Origin of the sequence: Psychrilyobacter sp. (assembly GCF_049671765.1) — a bacterium.
Lineage (GTDB): Bacteria > Fusobacteriota > Fusobacteriia > Fusobacteriales > Fusobacteriaceae > Psychrilyobacter.
Window position 1 is genome coordinate 16,523 of sequence record NZ_JBATVM010000181.1, and the last position, 19,562, is coordinate 36,084.

The window sequence follows — 19,562 nt, forward strand, 5'->3', positions numbered from 1 at the left end:
GAATCACTGGTTCCCTTTAATAATTGTGTTTAATTCCTTCTTATTCTCATAATCTATTTGTTTAGATTGTAGTTCTAATTTCTGCTGATCTAGTTCCACCACTGCCTTAGCCTTATCTATCTCTAATTTAGATTTATCCATCTCTTTCTTATGCCTTAGTTCTTCTTTTTTTATATCTATTAGTTGTCTCTCCTTGAGTGGCAATACCCCTCTGAGTTCCCTTCTTTTATTCCCTATCATCATTGTAGTTTCTACAAGCCCCTTTACAGTCCCGTCTATTTTAACCGTCAGTTTGCCAGCAAATTCTAGACTTTTAAATATCCTTTCGTATGGAACTTTTCCATCTACAACCTCTTGAAACTTTGCAAGTGTTTCATCTTCTTTTTTCATTAACTCTTTTATCCCAGTAGAAGTATCTTCTAGAAAAATATCTCTACCTTTCTTTATTGCTATTTCAATTCCCTTTGAAAACTTAATCCAACCGCCTTTTTTAGATCTAGCTTGTACTGTCTTCTCATGGAAACCATATTTTTTAGAAAGTTTTACATATGAGGTCTTAGTGGTCTCATATTCCTTTCTTATTTTTTCCCAAGTTTTAAAATTAGATTCCATTTGCACCCCCATTTCTAAAATTTAAGATATATTTTGGATAAAAAAATAGTTGTGTCTCACTGTTTTATAAAGAGAGCTGTGATATATTTTTTCAGTACTATTTCTGTTTAACCCTTGTAGTATGTAAGTGTAAAACCAATTTACACGGTGAGGTATAATATCTCACCAAAACCCTAAAAAAAATCAAGGTCTTTTATAACCTTTTTAATACAATCCATACAGTCAATCTCACTGTCTTTTGTAGCTTTAAATTCTTTTTTTAAACTTCTTTTTCTGTCCCTCCTCACAAATTTACTGTCACTCGATTGATTAGCTATCATTTCAAGCTGCTCTCCACCCCATAACTTACAAGAATAATCCTTAACAAACCTTAAAATAAATGACCGTTCATGTACTCTTTTGTATCTTTTGAATATTCTCAAAAACATTTTTACAGATTTATCAAGATTCACTTCTAAACTTTCTTCTGTAAATCCTGATTCAATAACAATTTTTTCAAATATTTCATCAATCACATCTTCTGGGCTCTCAAGTAACTCTTCCAAAGTTAATTTTCTTGACAAAACATTTTCTAAACTATTATTTTTCAATTTAATCTCAAACCTCAAGAACTCTTTAAATTTAGAAACTATCTTTCTAAGGCTTACAAAACTTATGTCATCAAGATTTTCAAGTTTTAATATTTCTAAAATCTTTGAATAAAATGTTATTGATTTATTTATCGTCCCAAACATAGCACCAGTTTTATTTTTTGATCTATTATAATGCCTATCTTCTCTACTAAAATGACCTTTCACAATATTTTTTCTTATTATTGTGAAAGTTTGTTCCATTTTATGAATTGGTTCATCTAGAATAATATATTTATTAATCTCCATGTACTCTACTATCGATTTTTTGCTTATAATTATTCCCATATCTTTCAATTCATCAAAAGCCTTAGAAAATGATTTTATTATAAGTTTTTTATCTCTCACATTTTTTATATTGGTCCCATATAGATTTCTAGGTAAATTAATGTCTAGTTTGCAATAGAAATTACCTTTAAATTTTCCTGTTTTAAAAAAATTGAAAAATTCACCTTGAATTCTTATGTTTTTTAGATCTCTTGTACTTTCTTTCAGATCATTATATTTTATATCTAGGCTCAATCTATCAATCCCAATTTTCAAATATTCTCTATAATTTTTTGGTAACTCTAAAGTTTTTGTATTTTCTGAACCAAATAATTCTAAATATATTTTTTTCTGTTCTTCTACATATTTTTTTCTAAATAATTCTTCATAATTGCTCACATACTCGCCTTCACCTCACATTTTTTATATTTAATTAGTGATTTATCATCACTCGCTTTTATACTCACCACAACTTCCTACTGTAGTGCTTCCCCAACAAGTTACAATTGCTTTTGGACAATATTTTTTTCTAATACATTTAGTGCATTTGCAAAAATATTTTTTATTACATGGTACACATATACTCAAAACTACACCTCCAATACACTTTTTTTCTACATTCATAGAGATGCTATAATCCCAAACGGGGAGGTGTCCGCCTTATAGCATCTTTAAAAACATAGAAATTTTAGTGAGCCAAGGTGTCGAATCTTGGCTCCTGTAATATCAATCGTATTTATTATAGGAGTTGAACCTATGACCTCCACCGTCCGAGGGTGGTGCTCTCCCAACTGAGCTAAATAAATTTATTTTCTAACCAAATTTACACAATGCTCTTGAATCTCAAATTTGATATAGTCATCTTTGTACATTTTAGCTTTTGCATAACCTGGAATTTTGTCCCAACTAAAATCAATCTCTTTTCTTAACTGTTCTTTTTCTGTTTTGCTCATCAGTTGCCAATTTAACTTAGCAAGTTTTTTTCTTTCCGTTTCCAAAATCTCTAGTTCTGAGAGTCTTATCTTTTTCTTATTTTTCCAATTCATATCCCCCCCTATTGGGTGATTGAGCTCCCGCCTTCTCAATATTAAATAGCTTCCCGTAGAACTAACTATTTTTCCCTTATTTAGTTATAAACTATCTAATAGAACCTACCAAAGGGGGCTGATAAATTCTATTAGATGGTCTATGAGCCCCCTAAAATTCAAAAAAAAGAAGCGTAAAAACAGGCTAATAATAGCCAATCTTTACGCTCCATAATTTTTTGGTAACATAAGTTAGAAGATTTTGCTTATGTGTAAGTTGTTCTCTCTTAGTAGCAATGTAATTGCTCTCGTCTAAGTAACAGGTCTTACAGGTCCGTCTTCCCATATTTTTTATTGTTATATTATTTATACTATCTTTTTTTTAAAGTGTCAATATTTTTTATTTGAAACTATAGTTGTCGCAGTTGGTAGCCCAGCTACAAAAATAACTTTAAATTCCCCATATATATTCTCTTTCATCAATTTTTCTATATCAGCACTTAACTTTTTGTATTTTTCTAATTTTTTCTTTTCCATAATCCCCTCCTAAATTAAACTTTTTTCTTCGGCATGTATTTATTATACGCATGGATTGCTTAAAAAGTTAAGAAAAAATAAAAAATGCACTAAAAAAAGTGCATTTCTCTTAAAAAGTAATAAAACAAAATTGTTCATCCATGTCAATGATATAGCGTTTAATTAACAGACTCCCCACCGAAATAATAATTATAAATTTCGTCCTCGACAGTTTCAATTTTATTTTTCTTTAAATAGTTATCAAAAAAGTCACTACTAGTTTCTAAAATCCCCACAACGGAATCACTAGTGTAACCATTGTCTTTTATCAAAAAATAAGAATTATATTTAATCGATTGGCCTAAAACATTAGTGACTTTGAAACTTACGTTTTGAAAAAACAATCCATTCGAAAGCCTAAGAGTATTGCCGCCATTTACATACTCAATATCTAAATTCACCATATTTTCTTTTAAAAATTCTATAACTGAATAAGCCACACCACCCTTAAACCCATCTCTATCTGGTAACATAGCTTCTATTTTTCTTTTTTCTTCTTCTTTTTTTAACTTTATCACTAAATTATTATATAAATTTTGGAGCTGTTCTTTGTCTTCACTATTGTATTTTTTATCATCCCTTATTTCATCCATATACTCTATTTTGTCATTTATTAAAGTCTTTGAATTTACTCCACTTTGGATTTCTTCAAATGTTTTCTCTCCACACCCTACTAACAAACTCATTAAAACTATCGTACTAAATATTTTTTTCATTTACCTTCCCCCTATATTAATTTAAATTAAATTTACCTAAATTCTTCTTTCTTGTATAATAACCTATGTGGCCACTTATTGAATTAAAAGGGGGACGGGCATTATGAGCAAAAAAAAAATAAAGATAAAAGATTTACTTGAAGTTTTAAAGCTAACTAAATAATTAATGTTTAATATGTCGACATATTATTCTTCTACACCATTATCTATTGCTTTCCTTATCAAATTGAAATGTCCTTTTTTCTCTTCAAAAGTTCCGTTTTTATATGCTTCCAGCTCTACCTTTTCCAAATATTCTCGTAACATTTTTTTCATATAATCTCGAGGAAGACTATTGATCAATTCAGTAAATTTGGATAGTTCAGTTTCCTCTTTTACTTTTTCAAAGACATTTTCTTCACTATAATCATCTTCATCCAAATAGCCAACTATTTTATAAAGTTTTTTGTAATCTAGATCTAACCCTCCCGCAATCAATTTTATTAAATGAGGATTAATCTTTAAAATTAAAGCATTTTCAAGCCTTGAAATTAAAGACTTTTGAACCCCTGTTTTTAAAGCTAGTTGGTTCAATCCTAATTTTTTCTCTTTTCTTTTCTTTTTTATAACTTTACTAAGTAAAACTCTTTTTTCTTCCGCTACAGTATATTTATCCAAAGTTATACCTCCTCTACAATTAGTATTATAATACAAGACCGTTGACAAGTGTGATTTTTTTTCACTAAACTGTTGACAAGTGTGAACTTTTGGAGTTATAATCGTAGTGTTCTTGAAAGTGAAAGAATGGGGGGTGAAGATATAATGTTAAAGGAAATTCGTATTAAAGCAATCATAAAAGGCATGAAAATGAAAGAATTGGCCGAAAAATTGGGGTGTTCTAGGGAACTCATGTATAGGAAAATCAAAAAAAAAGACCCCGAATTCTTAAAAAAAATTGAAAAAATTTTAAAATAAAGGTTCTATTTCAAAAACAAGAACAAAACAGGAGGATTTAAAATGGGTAGAGGGAAAAATGGTGATTCTTTAGGACTAGAAAGTAGCATGAACATGCAAGCCCGCGTGATGACATTTGAGGAATATTTGAGACATTCCAAGGTCATAGACAACATGGACGATGAAAGGCGAAAAAAGAGTTTTAATCTTAACAAATGGAACGAAAATATGCAGAAAAATTTCCTAAAAAAAAGAAAAAAATTATATGAACTCCCAAATTTTGAAGCACTGAGGGAAGGTCTGCAAAAATTAGAAAAAGAAATTGTGGAATTTAATGCTAAATTCATCGAAAGAAGAAAGGAAATCGATCTCTTAGAGGTAGAATACGAACGATTAGATGACGAAAATAGCGAACAATTACTAAGTTATGTAATAAGTTGTCGTGAAAAACTGAGAATTGAAAACAATGAGATAGAAACTAGGTTAATAGAAGAAAACTTAAAGAAAAAGAGAGGAAAATTATGAGAGATATGTTTTTAAACATGAACCAAGCTAACATGATTGAAATACAAAATAATAATCTAGATGGAAAAGGGAAATCTAAACTTAATTTAGAAGACTTTGTGCTACTAAGAAGAATCGGAGATTTCATTTTATCTAGTAAAACTATATCTATTATACAAGATAATAAAATATATCATTGGGTAAATTATGGAACTATCCAAAATAGTTTACCTGTAGTTTTCCCATCTACTGTATCTTTAAAAAAGAGAATTGAAAAACTGAAAAAGTTAGGATTAATTATAAATAAAAAATATAATGTTAAAAAATCAGATATAAGTGAAGATGGTTTTAAAAATGCAGGAACATATTCAGTAATACAATTATCCAAGGAAGTTAGGCAATTATTTGATGAACCCATTAAAATAGAGGCTTGTGAGGGGTCGCACCATAATGGTGTTAAGGGGTCGCACCATAATGGTGTTAACAAAGAACCCCAAGAAAAGAACTCCAAGAAAGAAAACCCTTCTTTAGGGATTTGCGTTTCACTTTCTAAAGAACAAGAGAAAGAACTTCAACATGATCTAAATAAAGAATTACAGGAAACTAGAAAATTAAACCCAGTATCTAAAGCTGTATCTAAAGCAGGTGGTTCAGCATTGGTTGTAGGAAGCATATTAGTACCTCTAGCAAGACAATACGGCAAACAAGCTGTAATTAATATACTAAAAGATATAAAGACTGAAGGGAATAATAACCCTATAAGAAATTTTGAAGCATTAATAAAAAGTAGAATATAAGGAGGAACAAAAAATGATTGAATGTTTTAAATACAAATGAAAAATAATAATAAAGCAGGAGTAACAAATATCTAAAATCTATCCGCCAAAGAAAAAAATTAGGAAAAAACTACACCTGCAAGCAAATTATAGCACAAAACTTATGTTTCTACTAAGGAATACATATCGTGAGTGCTGCTGATCTGCTTAGATTATAGCAACCGGTATACAACTTGTATTAATTAGAGGAGGCTATTTTGAAAAACAAAATAAAAATATTAAATAAATTAGAAACTAGAGCAAGAACGGTGAGTTGTGCAAGAAAAATAATGAAAAAAAATAATATAGACCCCCTTATTTTAAATAAATATTGGCTCGGTGATTTCGAACCAATGGGAACTAAAAAATTTTTTTATACAAAAAAAAGTGAAGAAGAATTTAAAAAATTCATAATTTCAAACAGGGACTATGAGCTAGAAATAAAAACCAACTTAAAAAAAAGAGAAAAAATAAAAACCCTTAATAGCAACGAAAGACTAAGAACTTGTACAAAATGCAAAACAGAATTTGTAACTACAATCGATAAATTTGGTGTAAGTTACAATACACGTTGTAAAAAGTGTAAAACTTTGGAAAGAAGCGATAAAACAGGAAAATTAAATGGCCGATTAGGAAAAGTGAATTAGAACAGGAGAAAACAGTGGAAAAATAGTTATTACTACAGATCAAATAGAAAGTGAAGCTATAGATGCTTACTTACTAGGAGAGGAAATAGAAATAAGTTATTAATTTTAAAATTAATATATATATCGGGAATCGCGGTCCTCATAACAGAGATCTGGTTTTCTTGTTAACTGCACATTTCGTAAGTGTAGATCATCAGTTGTGGTGGGGGCATAGGGTAGCCCTCTTACGCAAACAATAGGGGGAAGGATGAAATATAATAAACGATTTACTAAAGAAAAATATGAGGTCGTCCCTAGGGAGACTAAGGCTGTAATAATGGATTATCTAAACGAGTGTAAGGCTACGGGGCTTACTGACAGAACAGTAATAGAATATACAAGTCTATTGAAATATTCAACAATGTTAATCCAAGATTTTTTTGAAAATAAAAGCATCTTAGAAATGTCGAGATCAAATTTTAGGGACTTACTTATTATCTTACAGTATGACTTAAATCTAAGTCATTCTAGGGCTAATTCTATTCTCAGCGTCCTGACTAGTTGTCTGAATTACATAGAAGACGAAGAGGAAGGCTGGGAAAACTACATGAAAAACCCACTTAGGAGAATTAAGAGACTCCCAAAGAAACCAATCAGAGAAAAAATATTTATAAATAGAGCTGAGGTTAAATCTATAATAAATCGGTTTGTAGCCAATTGGAGACTGCAGGATGCCGTTATGATCTCACTTGCCTACGATAGTGGGGCTAGGATATCGGAACTAGCTCAGGTCAAAAAGAAAGACATTTTGGAAGGGAATGTAACTAATGAAGTTATCCGAAAAGGTCAAAAAAAGAAAACCAAATTAATCTTCATGCACGATACAAAGGAACTCATTAGAAAATGGCTAGAACAGAGAGGAGAAGATGATATAGAAGATCTATTTATTTATCCTGCACTCCCACTAAAAGGAAACGTTAAAAGAGCTATCACGAAAAATACGCTAGCTTCCAGGATAGAAAAAACTGGAGTGATACTTAATAAACATATTTCACCTCATGTTTTTAGGCGTTCCAGAGCGGAAACATTAAAAAGAGGAGAGGATGAAAGATTTAATAATAGGAAATTTGATCCAAGAGAAATTCAAATTTTATTGGGACATAGCAATCTTAGTACAACAGAGATCTATCTCAAAGATGACTCTGGGGAAGTAATGGAAAATATAATGAATTTGATAGTTTAGTAACTAAAAAAGGTTAGCTGGTTAGGCTAACCTCTTAACTAGACACTACTTATTATTTATAACCATAAATTAATTATATAGAAAAATTGCTGAAGAGTCAAATTCAGTAAAATAAAATGAAGTATTGTTTTTATGAATGAGGAGGCAAGAATGAAAGAAAAAAATATAATTTTATCTACTGGTAGCCAGGGGAAAACACTTTTTTGTACACCTACAACAATCCCAAGCCACAAACAGTTAGTTGATAAAATAGAGAGCTTTATAGAGATTTTAAATTCTACTAAAGATCATTTACTTATGGTTGATAACTTATGTGGTTTGAAAAATTATTTAAAAAAAGAAGAAACTATAATTGAGGATCTTATAGATAAAGTTATCGCCGATTGCCACCAACAAGATAAAGAATTTAATGAAAAATTTAAGAAAAAACATAAAAACTTAACTGATAAAAATTAATTACTGTTTTTATAAGAGGAGGAAATTGTGGAAAAAATAAAAAAATGTAAAAAATGTGGTTGGGAGTTCCATAGCAATAAAGGTAAATATAAAAACATATGTGCTACTTGCCAAGAAGAAGAAAAAAGCCTTGGTCAGATGGGTTGCCTAAATTTGGTAAGGAGGCGGACCATGAATAACTGCCCTGTGTGTGGAGGAAAATTATTATTTTTAGTCGAAACAGTGACAAAAGATTATTTTGAATTAGATAGAGTAAAAAAAGAAGGTAAGAGCTTAGATAGATCTATTCCATGCGACGGATATGAGACCACAGAGGAATATTTAGAGTGTGGGGTTTGTCAACACAGGATAAGACAATAAAAAACGATTAGGAGGGAAATATGAATTTATTTGAAAAAATAAAAAAATCTTTTAAAATTAAAAATTATATAACCACAGATGTGAAAACGGTCAATGAACCTAGAATATTTCATTTTGATGATGTATTTAAATCACCTGAAGAAATTTTAATTGATCAGATAACTATTCACAAAGCAGCCTGTGAAAAAGATTTAGAAACTTTAATAAAAAATCTAAAAGAAAGAGAAGGTGCAGAAAGAGTCTTACTTTTCCATAAAGGAAAAATTAATGCCTACGAACACATCATACAAGATATTAAAAGCAGAAGTAACATTTTTAAAAATAAAGAGGAGAAAGCACTATGAATTTATTAAAAGAGGCTAAAAAGTTTTGTAAAAAAAATAGATGGAGAGCACGATGCAGGATTGTAGGAAATGAAATAGTAGTGATTTTTCCAGACTTGCCATTTACAACACCTGGAAACACCGAAAAGAGTGCTGAAAGATTTAAAAAGTTATTTAGTCATTTAAGTGAAGTAAGAAATTTAAAGAGCCAGAGCGAAACTGTTTAGAAACAAAAAATTGTTATTTGTTTGGGAGGGAGGGAACAGTGGAAAAATTTATATGTGAAAAATGCTTAAAAATAATAACTAAAGAATATAAAAACAACAATAGAGCTTGTGAGTGCGGTTCTGAGACTTGCTTGACAATTGAGTGTGCAAGCAAGAAAATAAAAGAAATGCGAGAGACTATAAAAGTATTGGGGAGTTGTAGATGGTGAATTTAAAAAATAACTTAGGTATAACATCTAAGAGTGACGATAGTTTTAAGAACTTTAAGAGGAGTATAAAAGAGTATGACATTTTTAAAACTAGAGATAATAAAGAGGCTATGTATATAGATTCAAAAGGGTTCTTAGGGGAAAAAATAATCATTTGGGAAAACTAAATAAAAGAAAACAAATAAGAATTTGTTTAGGTAGGAGGCGATTTAGTGAAGGTAAAAATATATGAACAATACACAGAAGATTTTAAACAAAGTTTTTATTGTGAGAAAGTTATTTTCCATAAAAATGAAATTACTTTAGTTACAGAGTTAGGAACAGAAAGAAAAATAGACAGCCTTAATGAATATATAGAACTAGATCATAAGCTTCTAAGTAAAGCTTGATAGCTTAAATTTTAGACTGTAGGCATTTTAAGAGATTGCACCGATAAAATATACATATAAGAATTAAAAAAGCCCTCTAATCAAATTAGAGGGCTTTTCAATTAATGATTTTTATTTATTTATATCATAATTTTTACAATAACTATGTAATTCAAACAAGTCTATAGCTTTTCCTCCATCTTTCAAAATTCTAGCAAGCCTTGGGTAAGTTAAATTTAAATTTTTACAGATCTCTTTTTTATCAATTTTTTTATTATTTATAAAAAATAATATATCTTTTATAATTTTTTGTACTTCTTCCATAATTCCCTCCATTTATAATTCTTAATATAATTGTACATTATTAAACTATAAAAAGCAAAATTAAATATTTTTAAATTAAATTAAACATAAATGTTTACTTTTAAACGTTTATGTTGTATATTATTAATAAGAAGAGGAAATAAATAAATTTAGGAGGAACATTATGATTATTAAAGCGGTGGAATTTAAGGAAGCAGTTAAAAGAGTAAGTTTTATAAAAGGTATTAATAAAATAAAGGCTAGAAAATGGCTGACAGATAGAAATGTGATAGAAGCAGATGGTGTTTTCTTAATAATGGATAGCGAAATGAAGTTAGGAGTTAAGATCCATGAAGTATTTACTCCAAAGGAGATAGAAATTGATTTTAAATATTAATTCGAAACCTCTTAGGAGGTCTGCTAGAGATTAGCTTCTAGCACTGATGAGATAGCTTATAGAAAATTTATATAATTGCTTAGACCACAGATCCGGCTTATTTTTATAAAAGGAGGAATATTATGAATTTAGCAATGATGGAACTTTTAGGTGAAAAATATAGAGATACTGGAATATCTCTAGCAGATGCTTACTTACTTGAAATTAACAAAAAAAAAGAGATATCTACTGGAATAGATACCTCAAAGTAAAACTACACTTCTAAAGTGAGTTTTGAACACAATTAAGTATAGCATTAATAATTTTATTTTGTATTAATAATTATTAAAGACTATTAAAAGCTATTAGTCTCATTGTAGACCTTTAAGCTGTAAGTATAGAACTTTAATATAGCAATAAATTCTTACTTATACAGCAATAAATTCTTACTTATATAGCAATAAATTCTTACTTATATAGCAATAAATTCTTACTTTTGTGACAATAAAAGATTGATTTACTTATTATTATATAGTATTCTTATATTAGAAAAGTAAGGGGGAGTTTGATTTTGAAAAATATTAGGTTACATAAAGAATTGAATAGAAAGCCAATAAAATTTCATAAAGAAATTGGTATCAAGTTTTTTAAAGAGGTAGTTTATAAATTCAATCAAGTTAACACACTTGAGGGGGAAATAATTATAAGTAATCAGGAATTGAGAACACTTCTAAATCTAAGGGATACACTCGATTTAAAAAAATTTCAAAAGGATTTTCATGATAACGATAAAGGAATATTTAACACAGTTTTAGAAACCAGTGATGGCGGCACTATAGGTGGAGGATTATTCCTAACTAAGGTTGATGGAAACCAAACTAATATAAAGGTGAGGATAAACCCTTTCTGGAAGGATTATTTTTATTCGAAATTAGATATAGATCAATGGCATAAAGCTAAAGGGAATAACGAAAGAATAAAATCTTTAGAGTGCAGCCAAGAAGAAAAAATAAAATTAACTAACTTAATGACAACTGTAATAAATCATAACGTCAAAGGAAAATACTCACAGAGATTAATGGATTTATTAAACCAATTTTTGAGCACTGGTAAATTTTTCATGAACTGGGAAGAGTTTAAAGATGTCATGGAAATTCCAATGAGCTATAAAGCTAGTAATATAGATCAACAAGTTTTTAATCCAGCGAGAAAAGAACTCTTAAAAATCGGATTAAAAATAACTAATATAAACAAAATAAAAAAAGGTAGATCTATAGACCGGATAGAAATATTATTTAAACTAGAAAAAACAGAAAAGATAAGAAAAGAAAGTAATAATGGAATAGAAAAAACAGTAATTGAAAGTAAAATAATGAATGTATTCGGAGTAGAAAAAAATAGATTAAGAATAAAATTGGGTAAAATAAATAAACTAAAATTGAACAGTGAGTTAGAAAAAATAGAAACAGCAGAAAAATTAGAAGAATTTAAAATTAAATATGAATTATAAACAAAGGAGGACAAAATGGGAAAGGTAGTACTTTTTAAAAATAATAAAGGAGGAGTTGGGAAGTCGCTTCTTACTTTCTGGACAGCTCATGCAATGACAACTCAACTAACAAAAAAATTCAAAATATTAATATTAACCTCTGATAACCAAAATAATATATTACATTTTGCAGGCATAAAAAATAATTTTGGAAAAGGATTAGAGGACTATATAGAAAAAGGGAGCGGTGAACTTATTAGATTAAGAGAAAATTTAATGTACATTCCTTTGACTACAACAAAAATAAAAAGTTCTTTTGAGAAAAAATTTATTGATCTTATAGAACTTTTTAAAAAACAGTATGATTATATTTTTATAGATGGATCTCCAGTCCTGGAACTAGATAATGTATTTATAAAAATTTCTGATTCTATTGTTATCCCTAGTCAAATGGAATATGCTTCTGTAAGTGGAGTTGTAAACGTTATAAATAACTCTGTAGGCAGCGACATAGCTGCAATAGTTCCTAATATGTTTACAAAAACTAAGATAGAAAAAGAATACTATGCAAACCTTATAGAAACAGTAGCAGACACAAAAACAAAAGTTATTCTCCCAATCAATCAATCAGCTTTCATTGGAACATTAACAGAAAAAGGGAAAACTATTTGGGAAACTAAATCTAAAAAAGCAGATGGGATAAAAGAATCATTAGCAGAAATAGTTGAGGTGATCTACTAATGGGTACTGATTTATTTAAAAATATAAACAAAAGCATAAAGGAAACGGAAAAAAAGAATGAAGTAATCATATATAATTCAAAATTTGATTATGAAAAATTTGAAATTTCTGATCTTAAAGGTGAATTAATAGAATCAGAGAAAAAAATATTCATAAACATGGAAAGAGTGGGGAAAGCCACTTTTGAAATAGCAGAGGAATTATATAGTGTTAATAAGAAGTTAGCTAACTATAATGGTGGGACTTATATGGCTTGGTGTGAAGCTGTAGGGATAAACAAAGATAAAAGTTCTGTCTTATTGAAAAGATATAATTTGTTTTTAGAAACTGATAGAAAAGAAATAATGAAACTTCCAATCCCAGTATTAAAAGATTTAACCAGTAAAAAAAACAACTTAACAAATGATGAAATGCTAACGGTTATAGAATCAGAAAAACCGAGTTTAAAATTAAAAGAAATTAAAAAACAGTATTCGCAAGTTGCGAATACTGAAAGTTGCGAAATTGAAGATGCTGAGATAGTCACAGAGAAAACAAAAAATACAGAACTCCCACCAATAAATAAAAAGGATCTTCTAACTAAAAAAGAAAAATTATTTAAAGACAATGAAAAAATTAATAAAGAAATAGAAGAGTTCAATAAGAAAATAAAAGAAAAAATGGAAGCAGTGGAGAAAAACTTAGACGAAATGTGTGACATAGATGATTTTATAACAAGACTTGAAAATGCAGAAAAATAAAAAGAGAGAACTTAATCTCTCTTTTTTTATTATTCAAAAATTTTCTTACATTCCCCATGTTCTTTTTTATATTTTTCTTCTTTTCCATCCAACATGACTTTTAAATATTTATAAAAACTTCTATCTGAGATATTGCATAACCTAGCCACTTCTATATTTTTTAAATTCCCCCCAAATTTTTTATGATGCACTTCAATTATTTTTTTAGCTTCTAAAAATTTTTTAGTTGGCTTTTTAGAATTCAGAGGTCTCCCAAGAATTACTCCCTGAGATTTTTTTACTGCTAATGCTTCTTTTGTCCTGCACCTCATATCTTCAACTTCTTTTTCTGATTGATCAAAAGCTACTTTTATTTGTTTCCTAGCTAAATTTTTAAGTGTTTCTCTAATTCCTTCAAAGAGAGGTTTAAGATCTTTTTCTTTTGTATCTATATTTTTATATGTCTCCAATTGAGAATTATATATATCTGTATTTATATACCCTTCTTTTAGAAAAATAAGATTTACTCCTTCATCCATTAACCTCTCGTAAATTTCAATTCCATCTTTTGCAGATCTACTCATTCTGCTGACAGAATCAAAAATAATTGTATCGTTAGATTTTACTTTATTTAATAATTGTAAAAAGTTTTTTCTGTTGGTAGAAGTTCCTGTATAAATTTCTTTAATTATTTTTGCATTTTTTTCAAATTTTATAATATTTATTATTTGTCTTTCCAGAGATTGTTTTTTTGTTGAAATCCTAACATATCCATAGATCATTTTTATCCTCCCTATTTTTTTATAATTCATGCACTAAATCGCCCGATTTTTGTGCATAGCTAATTTTAACATGTTTTTACATCAAAAACAAAGTTTTTTGCTAGTTTTTTAATTTAGGTTTTTTTTACTAGTTTTTTTAAAATTTTAAGATCTGAAAAAGATTATTTTGTTTTGCATAAAAAAATATTTAAAAAAATAAAAATATAGGGGTAAAAATATTTTTGTTTCAAGGAAGCTCTAAACGTAAATTTTGAAGGTATAAAAAATATAAAACTTTTGAAAAAAAAGATTGTGTTTTTTTCAAAAGTGTAGTATAATATTATTAAGTTAAGGGAGGTGAAAAAAATTAAAAGATTGTTACAAACCATACTCAAAGTTTTAAAAAATGAATATTTAGTCTTTGCCTTAGGGGTTTTAGGATTAACGTATTGGTTTATATTAGAACTAATGGACAAGATAATTATCTTAGTTCAAAAGTAAAAAAAATGGGGGTCACTCCCCCACCAATCTTTTAAATATGATTATGAAAAAAACATTTATTTTTTTAGGAATGATTGCCACTTTATTTTTTATTATTTTAAAATTATTTGATTTAATTATTTATTTCAAAAAATAAAAAAGGCTTGGTAACGAACCAAGCCTTTTGGTTAAGAAAGAAATTAAAATTCTTACTACACCATACTCACATATAGTATACTATTTAGAATTAATAATGTAAAGGGGTTGTTATCATGGAAAAAAAAGAAAATAGGGGCGGTGCTAGGACTGGTTCAGGACGACCTAAAGTTGAAGTTAAAAAACTGACACGATCTAAAGGTTTTTCAACTTCATTTACAGAAAACGAATTGAAATTTATAAATTCTGTATTAAAAAAAGTTAAAGGGAAAAATAAATCTGATAAATTATTAGAAATATTTGAGTTTTTTGATGAAAAAAATAAGTGAAAGGGCACTAAAATTAGTGTCCTTTTTATTTGTCTCTATTTATGAAAGTTCCAAAACATGTATTTTGTAACTAACATAATTTTTAAATAAAAAAGGGATATTAGATATCCCTTTAAATTTACCCTTTATATCCCCAAAATAATTCCTTTATAGAATTAGCTCTCCTAAAAATTTTAAATTGAAATAATTTAGTCTTATGATGTAGAGGATCTATTTTAAATTCTATTCCCTTGCCTTCGACTTTAAATCCCCCAAACCCACTTTTACTTTATATCCTTCTAAATATCTATCTATCTTAGTATTAGAAATTAATTCTTTATTACCATTATGTTTTTGTTTTTTCAATCCTTCCGCAAAGCCATGTAACACATTGTAAGTTATTTCTCTAGCTTTCTCTCCAGCCAGTTCTTCAATTGCATCTCCTGCCTTATCTCCTGCCTTTTTCAATAGCGGTGATGGTATCAACAAGCATATTAACCCCCCAATAACTGACCAAAGCCATGGGCTTTTTAAAACCTCTCCTAATAGTTCTTTCATTTTTTCACTCTCCTTATAGTTCTTTATATGTTTCATGATAATTTTTAGGAACGATCTTTACAATCGGATCTGACCAGCCACAAAATAAATTTCTCTCCGACATCCTTCTTCTTAGTAACCCTTTAGACCTTTGTCCTCCTACCTTAGACCATATGTTAAATATCCTACAAGTTCCTATAAAGTTCCTACTATTTACCAACTTAATTAATGAGGATCTCCTAAAACTAGAGCCTCCAATGTTGTAACAAAGAGAAACCAGGGCATCATATTGATTTTGATTTATCTTTTTTATCATGATGGCTTTTCTAACTACATTCTCATAAGTTCTTAATTGCTTAATTAGTTCTATATCAGCCACTTCTAAGGGCATAATATCGCCCTCTTTGACTTTTATGCCGTTAACTCTTGTAAATCCCCAACCAATTGTCCATACTCCCGCAGGGCAAGTGTAAGCTTTCCCCTTGAAACTTTCAAAGTGTTTCAAAAGTTTCAACCCCTCTTCAGATATTTTCATTCCATTTTTCATTATTTCATTCTTTTTCATTTCTATCATCTTCCACCTCTTAGAAAAATAAGATCTGCGATTCTTCCAGCTTCTCCTTTTTCAGATAAATACCCTAAAAGGGTAGCTATTCCAAAATGAATTACGGCTGGTGATCCTTTTAATTGCAAAAAAAATACTACCGGCATTGTAACGGCTCCAGCAAATGCACCACATATAACTCTAGCAAAGAATGGCTTAATAGTTTTTTTATCTTTATATGCTTGATAACAGCTACCTATAGTGCCAAATGCAATTAAGACTATGATGTATGTTATTAAGTCTAATGTAATATTGTATTCCAAATAATCCCTCCAGTTATTTTATTTATAAACTTACAAATTTTAGATTTGTTCTATCTCACCATTTTTTATTTGCTCTAATAAACTATCATAATTTTCTTCTATTTCTATCCATTTTTTATATTGTTTTTCTCCTTCTACCTCTCCTACTTCTATATCTGCGAAATATTCATCCTTATAAGCTGCAACGAATGTCTTGTAACCTTTCCTAACTACCACAATGACTTTTAAACCTTCTTCATTTTCCATCTCTTGCACTTCATTTTTGGTTTCATCATATTCATATAACTGTACATTCCCTCCCCCTTTAACAGGGTAATATTTAGGGAGTTCTCTTCTAGACATTGTAATTTTCATTTATTTCACCACCCTTATTTTAAATGGATAAACTGCATTAGTTTCATCACTTCTTATATATCCAGCTACGTTTTTAAGCTTACCTGTTGGGATTGTTCCATCTACTCCAACACTTATATACGAAACCCCACTAGAATCTATTAACTCTAACATATAACCCTCTATCGCTGGGTATATGTCCTCGTCTTTTTCTGCAATTGTTACTTCGATATGAGTTTTTAAAATGCCTGACTTATCCATTCTTTTTTTAGAGTTTGGAATATTTTCTACAAACCCCATAGGGTCTAATTTTATTTTTCCAGCTTTCCATTTTGCTAAATCTTCCTCTAATCCTTCTTTTGTAATTTCAAGACTATAGACGTATACCCCTTTAAAATCATTTGCTCTTCCGCCATATTCTATATTACGAGTTAAGCTTACCACTCCACCCGATATTCCTCTATCAGTAAACCCTACTCCTCCAGTGTAAATAGTTCCATCATCTTCGAATACAGAAGTATAAAGATCGGAAAAAATTGCATCATATATTTTAGAACTGTCTGCCTGTGAAATATAAAAACTTTCTTGAGAACTTTGATTACCTACGGAGTTTGATAATTTAAAAAATAACTGTTCAGAACTAGGTGCAAAACCGCTAAATATAAAGCTACGATTAGCACTAGTCCAATCAGCATCTAAAACACATCTGCCATCCGGTATAGAGTCTTTTATGTAGGGTACCGGGAAAGACGTTTTAGTCAAACATATTTCAGCTTTTACAGTTACACCATCCGCAATAAAAATACTCACTTCTGCATCCGTTTGAGCTAAACCAAGTTTCCATTCATACGTTTTATTTATTTCTAATTCAACTATGTTTTTTACAAAAATTTCTGATTCTGGGTATCTAGAAGAAGAAACATTAATTCGTGTACCTCCTGAATCATTAGGATTTAAGTACTCAAGAAGTCGGAATGTTAAACTGAACTCTACACCTGCTGCGGGTTTGCAAATCTTCCATCCATTACTATCCATTACAGTTACACCGTCAATGATAGTAACTCCAGTAACAAGATTGTTCCATTCATTTCTATATCCTTTTCCAATATGTAAATTATCCTGTCCAATAATTCCATTCAGCCCTTTTCCATTTAAAGAACGAGTGTCTTTATCCCCGTTCCCTACTTGCTCTAAAGTTTTAAGTTTGCTTACTCCATCCTTACTCCATTCCTTCAACTCTCCATTTTCTACAAAGAGAGCATAATCTAAAGATGGATGTGGTAACTCATAACAATTCTGTAATTGTTCCGGTATAAATGTAACAACAGAAATTTCTAAAGTAGGGTAATTTTCGTTTTTTACTATTTTTGCATACATAGTTTCCCCATCCAGAGCTTTAAAATTCTGTGTATCACCTTTGTTAATTTCAACAAATGGTATGCTCCCATCTGGGGTAGTAGTTGCACTAGCTAAATGAAGAGTATGGAAAGAGGATCTATTCTCTATAGCACCTTCTTTTTCCACTAGTGGTTGATACTGATCTGTTAATATATATTTCATCTTGTCCTCCTACATATAATAGTAATTTATCCTATCTGATCTTTTAGGATACATTTCTTCTATAACTATATTTATATTAGTATAGTTATTAGGGACATCTTTCCAGGCTTTATGCCATACTTTTATGTTTGCACTTTCTTCTTCAGTTAATTTTTCTTCTATTCCCATAAAAATATTATTAGCTAGTTTTTGATAAGCAGCATATTCCTTTTCCCTTTGTGTTCGAGCCTTTTCTTTTTCACTATCTAAAGTTATTGTTCCTTCACTAATATAGTCTTGCCTAGTTTTATCTACTATTTGATCATTTACAATCTTTTGAGAGTAGCTATCATAATAAACTATCTTTCCATTGATAAGAACTTCTCCATCATTTAGTCCCCTATCTCCTCTTTCTAGTTTCTCTTCTTCAGTAGCTTCTCTTATGGAATCACTTCCTTCCAGATAAGTAACAAAATGAGGGAGATCTCCTCCGTAAAATTCTATTGCATTTCCTTCAAAGTACTGCTCATAGTTTTCTATCTTTGTTTCTGACACTCCGTATACTAATGAGATCCCTTGTTTTGCCTTTTCCCGGTCTAAATATATGTATCTTTTCATTATGCTGTCCTCCTCCAAATATGAACCGTTCTATGTGGGTTCATAACATTAAATGCTGCCCCGTTTCCTAGAGCCTCTGTATAAGGTGCAGCAGCAGCAGTATTCCCTCCATCTGATGAGCTCGTAGTAACATTAAATGTCCCTCCATATTGATTTGGGTCTCCTCCTCCAGGTTTTGTACTTCCAGAAATTGCTCCCTCTGAAGCATCACGGCAAACATTAAAATAGTGTGTATGTGGCGATTTTGTATGTAAATGACTATCTGTTTTTAATTTTATATTTGGTAAATTAGCTTTTGTTAATGTAATTGTAGTTGCCCCACCTTGACTCCCTAAAGCATAGCCACTGGAAGTTCCTAATAATACCCGACCTTCTAATTTAATCCATGTAGTCCCTATCCATCTTGTAGCAGGATGAGTAGCATTTTCTGTCTGTAGATAATCTCC

Annotated in this window: 33 protein-coding genes and 1 tRNA gene; 18 read left to right on the plus strand and 16 right to left on the minus strand. The window is 29.6% G+C overall.

The features are described 5' to 3' along the window. Nucleotides 1-3 precede the first annotated feature (3 nt). The 7 genes from WBG30_RS08840 to WBG30_RS08870 form a co-directional block, all read right to left on the minus strand. Nucleotides 4-612: a hypothetical protein gene (locus WBG30_RS08840; RefSeq protein WP_424504288.1), complete on the minus strand. Its 609-nt coding sequence runs from the start codon at nt 610-612 to the stop codon at nt 4-6. 173 nt (nt 613-785) lie between these two features. Continuing rightward, on the minus strand, nt 786-1,907 hold the full coding sequence (locus tag WBG30_RS08845; protein ID WP_424504289.1) for a hypothetical protein: 1,122 nt from the start codon (nt 1,905-1,907) through the stop codon (nt 786-788). A 334-nt stretch (nt 1,908-2,241) separates the two neighbouring features. Continuing rightward, a tRNA-Pro gene (locus WBG30_RS08850) sits at nt 2,242-2,314 on the minus strand. After that, nucleotides 2,315-2,554: a hypothetical protein gene (locus tag WBG30_RS08855; RefSeq protein ID WP_424504290.1), complete on the minus strand. Its 240-nt coding sequence runs from the start codon at nt 2,552-2,554 to the stop codon at nt 2,315-2,317. A 369-nt stretch (nt 2,555-2,923) separates the two neighbouring features. Further along, the gene (locus tag WBG30_RS08860) at nt 2,924-3,070 is read right to left on the minus strand and encodes a hypothetical protein (RefSeq protein ID WP_424504291.1); all 147 of its coding nucleotides are present in this window, start codon (nt 3,068-3,070) and stop codon (nt 2,924-2,926) included. Nucleotides 3,071-3,228: 158 nt separating this feature from the next. After that, a complete protein-coding gene (locus tag WBG30_RS08865) occupies nt 3,229-3,825 on the minus strand; it encodes a hypothetical protein (protein WP_424504292.1) in 597 nt (198 codons plus the stop codon). A 186-nt stretch (nt 3,826-4,011) separates the two neighbouring features. Then, a complete protein-coding gene (locus tag WBG30_RS08870) occupies nt 4,012-4,482 on the minus strand; it encodes a helix-turn-helix domain-containing protein (protein WP_424504293.1) in 471 nt (156 codons plus the stop codon). Between the two features lie 144 nt (nt 4,483-4,626). On the opposite strand from WBG30_RS08870, the gene WBG30_RS08875 reads away from it, so the two are divergent. The 12 genes from WBG30_RS08875 (at nt 4,627) to WBG30_RS08930 (ending at nt 9,910) form a co-directional block, all read left to right on the plus strand. After that, on the plus strand, nt 4,627-4,779 hold the full coding sequence (locus WBG30_RS08875) for a hypothetical protein (protein ID WP_424504294.1): 153 nt from the start codon (nt 4,627-4,629) through the stop codon (nt 4,777-4,779). Nucleotides 4,780-4,821: 42 nt separating this feature from the next. After that, complete coding sequence (locus tag WBG30_RS08880; RefSeq protein ID WP_424504295.1) at nt 4,822-5,283, plus strand: hypothetical protein; 462 nt, start codon at nt 4,822-4,824, stop codon at nt 5,281-5,283. Then, on the plus strand, nt 5,280-6,059 hold the full coding sequence (locus tag WBG30_RS08885) for a hypothetical protein (protein ID WP_424504296.1): 780 nt from the start codon (nt 5,280-5,282) through the stop codon (nt 6,057-6,059). Before WBG30_RS08880 ends, WBG30_RS08885 begins: the two co-directional genes overlap by 4 nt. Nucleotides 6,060-6,295: 236 nt before the next feature. Then, complete coding sequence (locus WBG30_RS08890) at nt 6,296-6,724, plus strand: hypothetical protein (protein WP_424504297.1); 429 nt, start codon at nt 6,296-6,298, stop codon at nt 6,722-6,724. A 247-nt stretch (nt 6,725-6,971) separates the two neighbouring features. Beyond that, nucleotides 6,972-7,946, plus strand: a complete 975-nt coding sequence (locus WBG30_RS08895; protein WP_424504298.1) for a tyrosine-type recombinase/integrase — start codon at nt 6,972-6,974, stop codon at nt 7,944-7,946. Nucleotides 7,947-8,096: 150 nt separating this feature from the next. Next, nucleotides 8,097-8,402, plus strand: a complete 306-nt coding sequence (locus WBG30_RS08900; RefSeq protein WP_424504299.1) for a hypothetical protein — start codon at nt 8,097-8,099, stop codon at nt 8,400-8,402. A 27-nt stretch (nt 8,403-8,429) separates the two neighbouring features. Continuing rightward, nucleotides 8,430-8,762 (plus strand): hypothetical protein, encoded by a 333-nt coding sequence (locus WBG30_RS08905; RefSeq protein WP_424504300.1) that lies wholly within the window; start codon nt 8,430-8,432, stop codon nt 8,760-8,762. A gap of 20 nt (nt 8,763-8,782) precedes the next feature. Then, nucleotides 8,783-9,106, plus strand: coding sequence for a hypothetical protein (locus WBG30_RS08910; RefSeq protein WP_424504301.1), 324 nt, complete (start codon nt 8,783-8,785; stop codon nt 9,104-9,106). After that, nucleotides 9,103-9,312 carry a hypothetical protein gene (locus WBG30_RS08915; protein ID WP_424504302.1) on the plus strand — a complete coding sequence of 70 codons (210 nt, stop codon included), beginning with the start codon at nt 9,103-9,105 and terminating at the stop codon, nt 9,310-9,312. Before WBG30_RS08910 ends, WBG30_RS08915 begins: the two co-directional genes overlap by 4 nt. A 38-nt stretch (nt 9,313-9,350) precedes the next feature. Continuing rightward, a complete protein-coding gene (locus WBG30_RS08920; RefSeq protein WP_424504303.1) occupies nt 9,351-9,521 on the plus strand; it encodes a hypothetical protein in 171 nt (56 codons plus the stop codon). Continuing rightward, nucleotides 9,515-9,688, plus strand: a complete 174-nt coding sequence (locus tag WBG30_RS08925) for a hypothetical protein (protein ID WP_424504304.1) — start codon at nt 9,515-9,517, stop codon at nt 9,686-9,688. Before WBG30_RS08920 ends, WBG30_RS08925 begins: the two co-directional genes overlap by 7 nt. Before the next feature lie 45 nt (nt 9,689-9,733). Continuing rightward, nucleotides 9,734-9,910, plus strand: a complete 177-nt coding sequence (locus WBG30_RS08930) for a hypothetical protein (protein WP_424504305.1) — start codon at nt 9,734-9,736, stop codon at nt 9,908-9,910. A gap of 111 nt (nt 9,911-10,021) precedes the next feature. Here the strand turns inward: WBG30_RS08930 and WBG30_RS08935 are convergent, their stop codons facing one another. Further along, nucleotides 10,022-10,213, minus strand: coding sequence for a hypothetical protein (locus tag WBG30_RS08935; protein WP_424504306.1), 192 nt, complete (start codon nt 10,211-10,213; stop codon nt 10,022-10,024). A 163-nt stretch (nt 10,214-10,376) separates the two neighbouring features. Between WBG30_RS08935 and WBG30_RS08940 the strand changes: the two genes are divergently transcribed. The 5 genes from WBG30_RS08940 to WBG30_RS08960 all read left to right on the plus strand — a co-directional run bounded on the left by WBG30_RS08940 (nt 10,377) and on the right by WBG30_RS08960 (nt 13,538). After that, nucleotides 10,377-10,589: a hypothetical protein gene (locus tag WBG30_RS08940; protein WP_424504307.1), complete on the plus strand. Its 213-nt coding sequence runs from the start codon at nt 10,377-10,379 to the stop codon at nt 10,587-10,589. Between the two features lie 122 nt (nt 10,590-10,711). Next, nucleotides 10,712-10,840: a hypothetical protein gene (locus WBG30_RS08945; protein WP_424504308.1), complete on the plus strand. Its 129-nt coding sequence runs from the start codon at nt 10,712-10,714 to the stop codon at nt 10,838-10,840. Nucleotides 10,841-11,139: 299 nt separating this feature from the next. Beyond that, nucleotides 11,140-12,078, plus strand: a complete 939-nt coding sequence (locus WBG30_RS08950; protein WP_424504309.1) for a replication initiation protein — start codon at nt 11,140-11,142, stop codon at nt 12,076-12,078. Between the two features lie 15 nt (nt 12,079-12,093). After that, entirely contained in the window at nt 12,094-12,798 is a 705-nt protein-coding gene (locus tag WBG30_RS08955) for a ParA family protein (protein ID WP_424504310.1), read from the plus strand. Further along, nucleotides 12,798-13,538, plus strand: a complete 741-nt coding sequence (locus WBG30_RS08960; protein WP_424504311.1) for a hypothetical protein — start codon at nt 12,798-12,800, stop codon at nt 13,536-13,538. The genes WBG30_RS08955 and WBG30_RS08960 overlap by 1 nt, the downstream gene beginning before the upstream one ends. Before the next feature lie 29 nt (nt 13,539-13,567). Here WBG30_RS08960 and WBG30_RS08965 read toward each other — a convergent pair whose 3' ends face one another. Next, nucleotides 13,568-14,299 (minus strand): recombinase family protein, encoded by a 732-nt coding sequence (locus WBG30_RS08965; protein ID WP_424504312.1) that lies wholly within the window; start codon nt 14,297-14,299, stop codon nt 13,568-13,570. Nucleotides 14,300-15,030: 731 nt separating this feature from the next. Here WBG30_RS08965 and WBG30_RS08970 point away from each other — a divergent pair. Further along, nucleotides 15,031-15,243 carry a hypothetical protein gene (locus tag WBG30_RS08970; RefSeq protein WP_424504313.1) on the plus strand — a complete coding sequence of 71 codons (213 nt, stop codon included), beginning with the start codon at nt 15,031-15,033 and terminating at the stop codon, nt 15,241-15,243. A gap of 222 nt (nt 15,244-15,465) precedes the next feature. Here the strand turns inward: WBG30_RS08970 and WBG30_RS08975 are convergent, their stop codons facing one another. From WBG30_RS08975 to WBG30_RS09005, 7 genes are all read right to left on the minus strand, one after another. After that, nucleotides 15,466-15,780, minus strand: a complete 315-nt coding sequence (locus tag WBG30_RS08975) for a hypothetical protein (RefSeq protein ID WP_424504314.1) — start codon at nt 15,778-15,780, stop codon at nt 15,466-15,468. A gap of 13 nt (nt 15,781-15,793) precedes the next feature. Further along, complete coding sequence (locus WBG30_RS08980; protein ID WP_424504315.1) at nt 15,794-16,333, minus strand: lysozyme; 540 nt, start codon at nt 16,331-16,333, stop codon at nt 15,794-15,796. Continuing rightward, nucleotides 16,330-16,626: a hypothetical protein gene (locus WBG30_RS08985; RefSeq protein WP_424504316.1), complete on the minus strand. Its 297-nt coding sequence runs from the start codon at nt 16,624-16,626 to the stop codon at nt 16,330-16,332. The genes WBG30_RS08980 and WBG30_RS08985 overlap by 4 nt, the downstream gene beginning before the upstream one ends. 39 nt (nt 16,627-16,665) lie before the next feature. Continuing rightward, entirely contained in the window at nt 16,666-16,980 is a 315-nt protein-coding gene (locus WBG30_RS08990; protein WP_424504317.1) for a hypothetical protein, read from the minus strand. Then, the gene (locus tag WBG30_RS08995; RefSeq protein WP_424504318.1) at nt 16,981-18,519 is read right to left on the minus strand and encodes a hypothetical protein; all 1,539 of its coding nucleotides are present in this window, start codon (nt 18,517-18,519) and stop codon (nt 16,981-16,983) included. It abuts the gene before it with no gap. 9 nt (nt 18,520-18,528) lie between these two features. Then, a complete protein-coding gene (locus WBG30_RS09000) occupies nt 18,529-19,116 on the minus strand; it encodes a hypothetical protein (protein WP_424504319.1) in 588 nt (195 codons plus the stop codon). Beyond that, nucleotides 19,116-19,562: phage baseplate protein (locus tag WBG30_RS09005; protein WP_424504320.1), on the minus strand; the 447-nt coding region annotated here is incomplete at its 5' end. The genes WBG30_RS09000 and WBG30_RS09005, both read right to left, overlap by 1 nt.

Bases quoted from the DNA above. Each gene is read 5' to 3' on its own strand.
- WBG30_RS08840 (WP_424504288.1), bottom strand. From the start codon at position 612: ATGGAATCTAATTTTAAAACTTGGGAAAAAATAAGAAAGGAATATGAG.
- WBG30_RS08855 (WP_424504290.1), bottom strand. From the start codon at position 2,554: ATGAATTGGAAAAATAAGAAAAAGATAAGACTCTCAGAACTAGAGATT.
- WBG30_RS08860 (WP_424504291.1), bottom strand. From the start codon at position 3,070: ATGGAAAAGAAAAAATTAGAAAAATACAAAAAGTTAAGTGCTGATATA.
- WBG30_RS08865 (WP_424504292.1), bottom strand. From the start codon at position 3,825: ATGAAAAAAATATTTAGTACGATAGTTTTAATGAGTTTGTTAGTAGGG.
- WBG30_RS08875 (WP_424504294.1), top strand. From the start codon at position 4,627: ATGTTAAAGGAAATTCGTATTAAAGCAATCATAAAAGGCATGAAAATG.
- WBG30_RS08880 (WP_424504295.1), top strand. From the start codon at position 4,822: ATGGGTAGAGGGAAAAATGGTGATTCTTTAGGACTAGAAAGTAGCATG.
- WBG30_RS08885 (WP_424504296.1), top strand. From the start codon at position 5,280: ATGAGAGATATGTTTTTAAACATGAACCAAGCTAACATGATTGAAATA.
- WBG30_RS08895 (WP_424504298.1), top strand. From the start codon at position 6,972: ATGAAATATAATAAACGATTTACTAAAGAAAAATATGAGGTCGTCCCT.
- WBG30_RS08900 (WP_424504299.1), top strand. From the start codon at position 8,097: ATGAAAGAAAAAAATATAATTTTATCTACTGGTAGCCAGGGGAAAACA.
- WBG30_RS08910 (WP_424504301.1), top strand. From the start codon at position 8,783: ATGAATTTATTTGAAAAAATAAAAAAATCTTTTAAAATTAAAAATTAT.
- WBG30_RS08915 (WP_424504302.1), top strand. From the start codon at position 9,103: ATGAATTTATTAAAAGAGGCTAAAAAGTTTTGTAAAAAAAATAGATGG.
- WBG30_RS08925 (WP_424504304.1), top strand. From the start codon at position 9,515: ATGGTGAATTTAAAAAATAACTTAGGTATAACATCTAAGAGTGACGAT.
- WBG30_RS08935 (WP_424504306.1), bottom strand. From the start codon at position 10,213: ATGGAAGAAGTACAAAAAATTATAAAAGATATATTATTTTTTATAAAT.
- WBG30_RS08940 (WP_424504307.1), top strand. From the start codon at position 10,377: ATGATTATTAAAGCGGTGGAATTTAAGGAAGCAGTTAAAAGAGTAAGT.
- WBG30_RS08945 (WP_424504308.1), top strand. From the start codon at position 10,712: ATGAATTTAGCAATGATGGAACTTTTAGGTGAAAAATATAGAGATACT.
- WBG30_RS08955 (WP_424504310.1), top strand. From the start codon at position 12,094: ATGGGAAAGGTAGTACTTTTTAAAAATAATAAAGGAGGAGTTGGGAAG.
- WBG30_RS08960 (WP_424504311.1), top strand. From the start codon at position 12,798: ATGGGTACTGATTTATTTAAAAATATAAACAAAAGCATAAAGGAAACG.
- WBG30_RS08965 (WP_424504312.1), bottom strand. From the start codon at position 14,299: ATGATCTATGGATATGTTAGGATTTCAACAAAAAAACAATCTCTGGAA.
- WBG30_RS08970 (WP_424504313.1), top strand. From the start codon at position 15,031: ATGGAAAAAAAAGAAAATAGGGGCGGTGCTAGGACTGGTTCAGGACGA.
- WBG30_RS08975 (WP_424504314.1), bottom strand. From the start codon at position 15,780: ATGAAAGAACTATTAGGAGAGGTTTTAAAAAGCCCATGGCTTTGGTCA.
- WBG30_RS08980 (WP_424504315.1), bottom strand. From the start codon at position 16,333: ATGATAGAAATGAAAAAGAATGAAATAATGAAAAATGGAATGAAAATA.
- WBG30_RS08990 (WP_424504317.1), bottom strand. From the start codon at position 16,980: ATGAAAATTACAATGTCTAGAAGAGAACTCCCTAAATATTACCCTGTT.
- WBG30_RS08995 (WP_424504318.1), bottom strand. From the start codon at position 18,519: ATGAAATATATATTAACAGATCAGTATCAACCACTAGTGGAAAAAGAA.
- WBG30_RS09000 (WP_424504319.1), bottom strand. From the start codon at position 19,116: ATGAAAAGATACATATATTTAGACCGGGAAAAGGCAAAACAAGGGATC.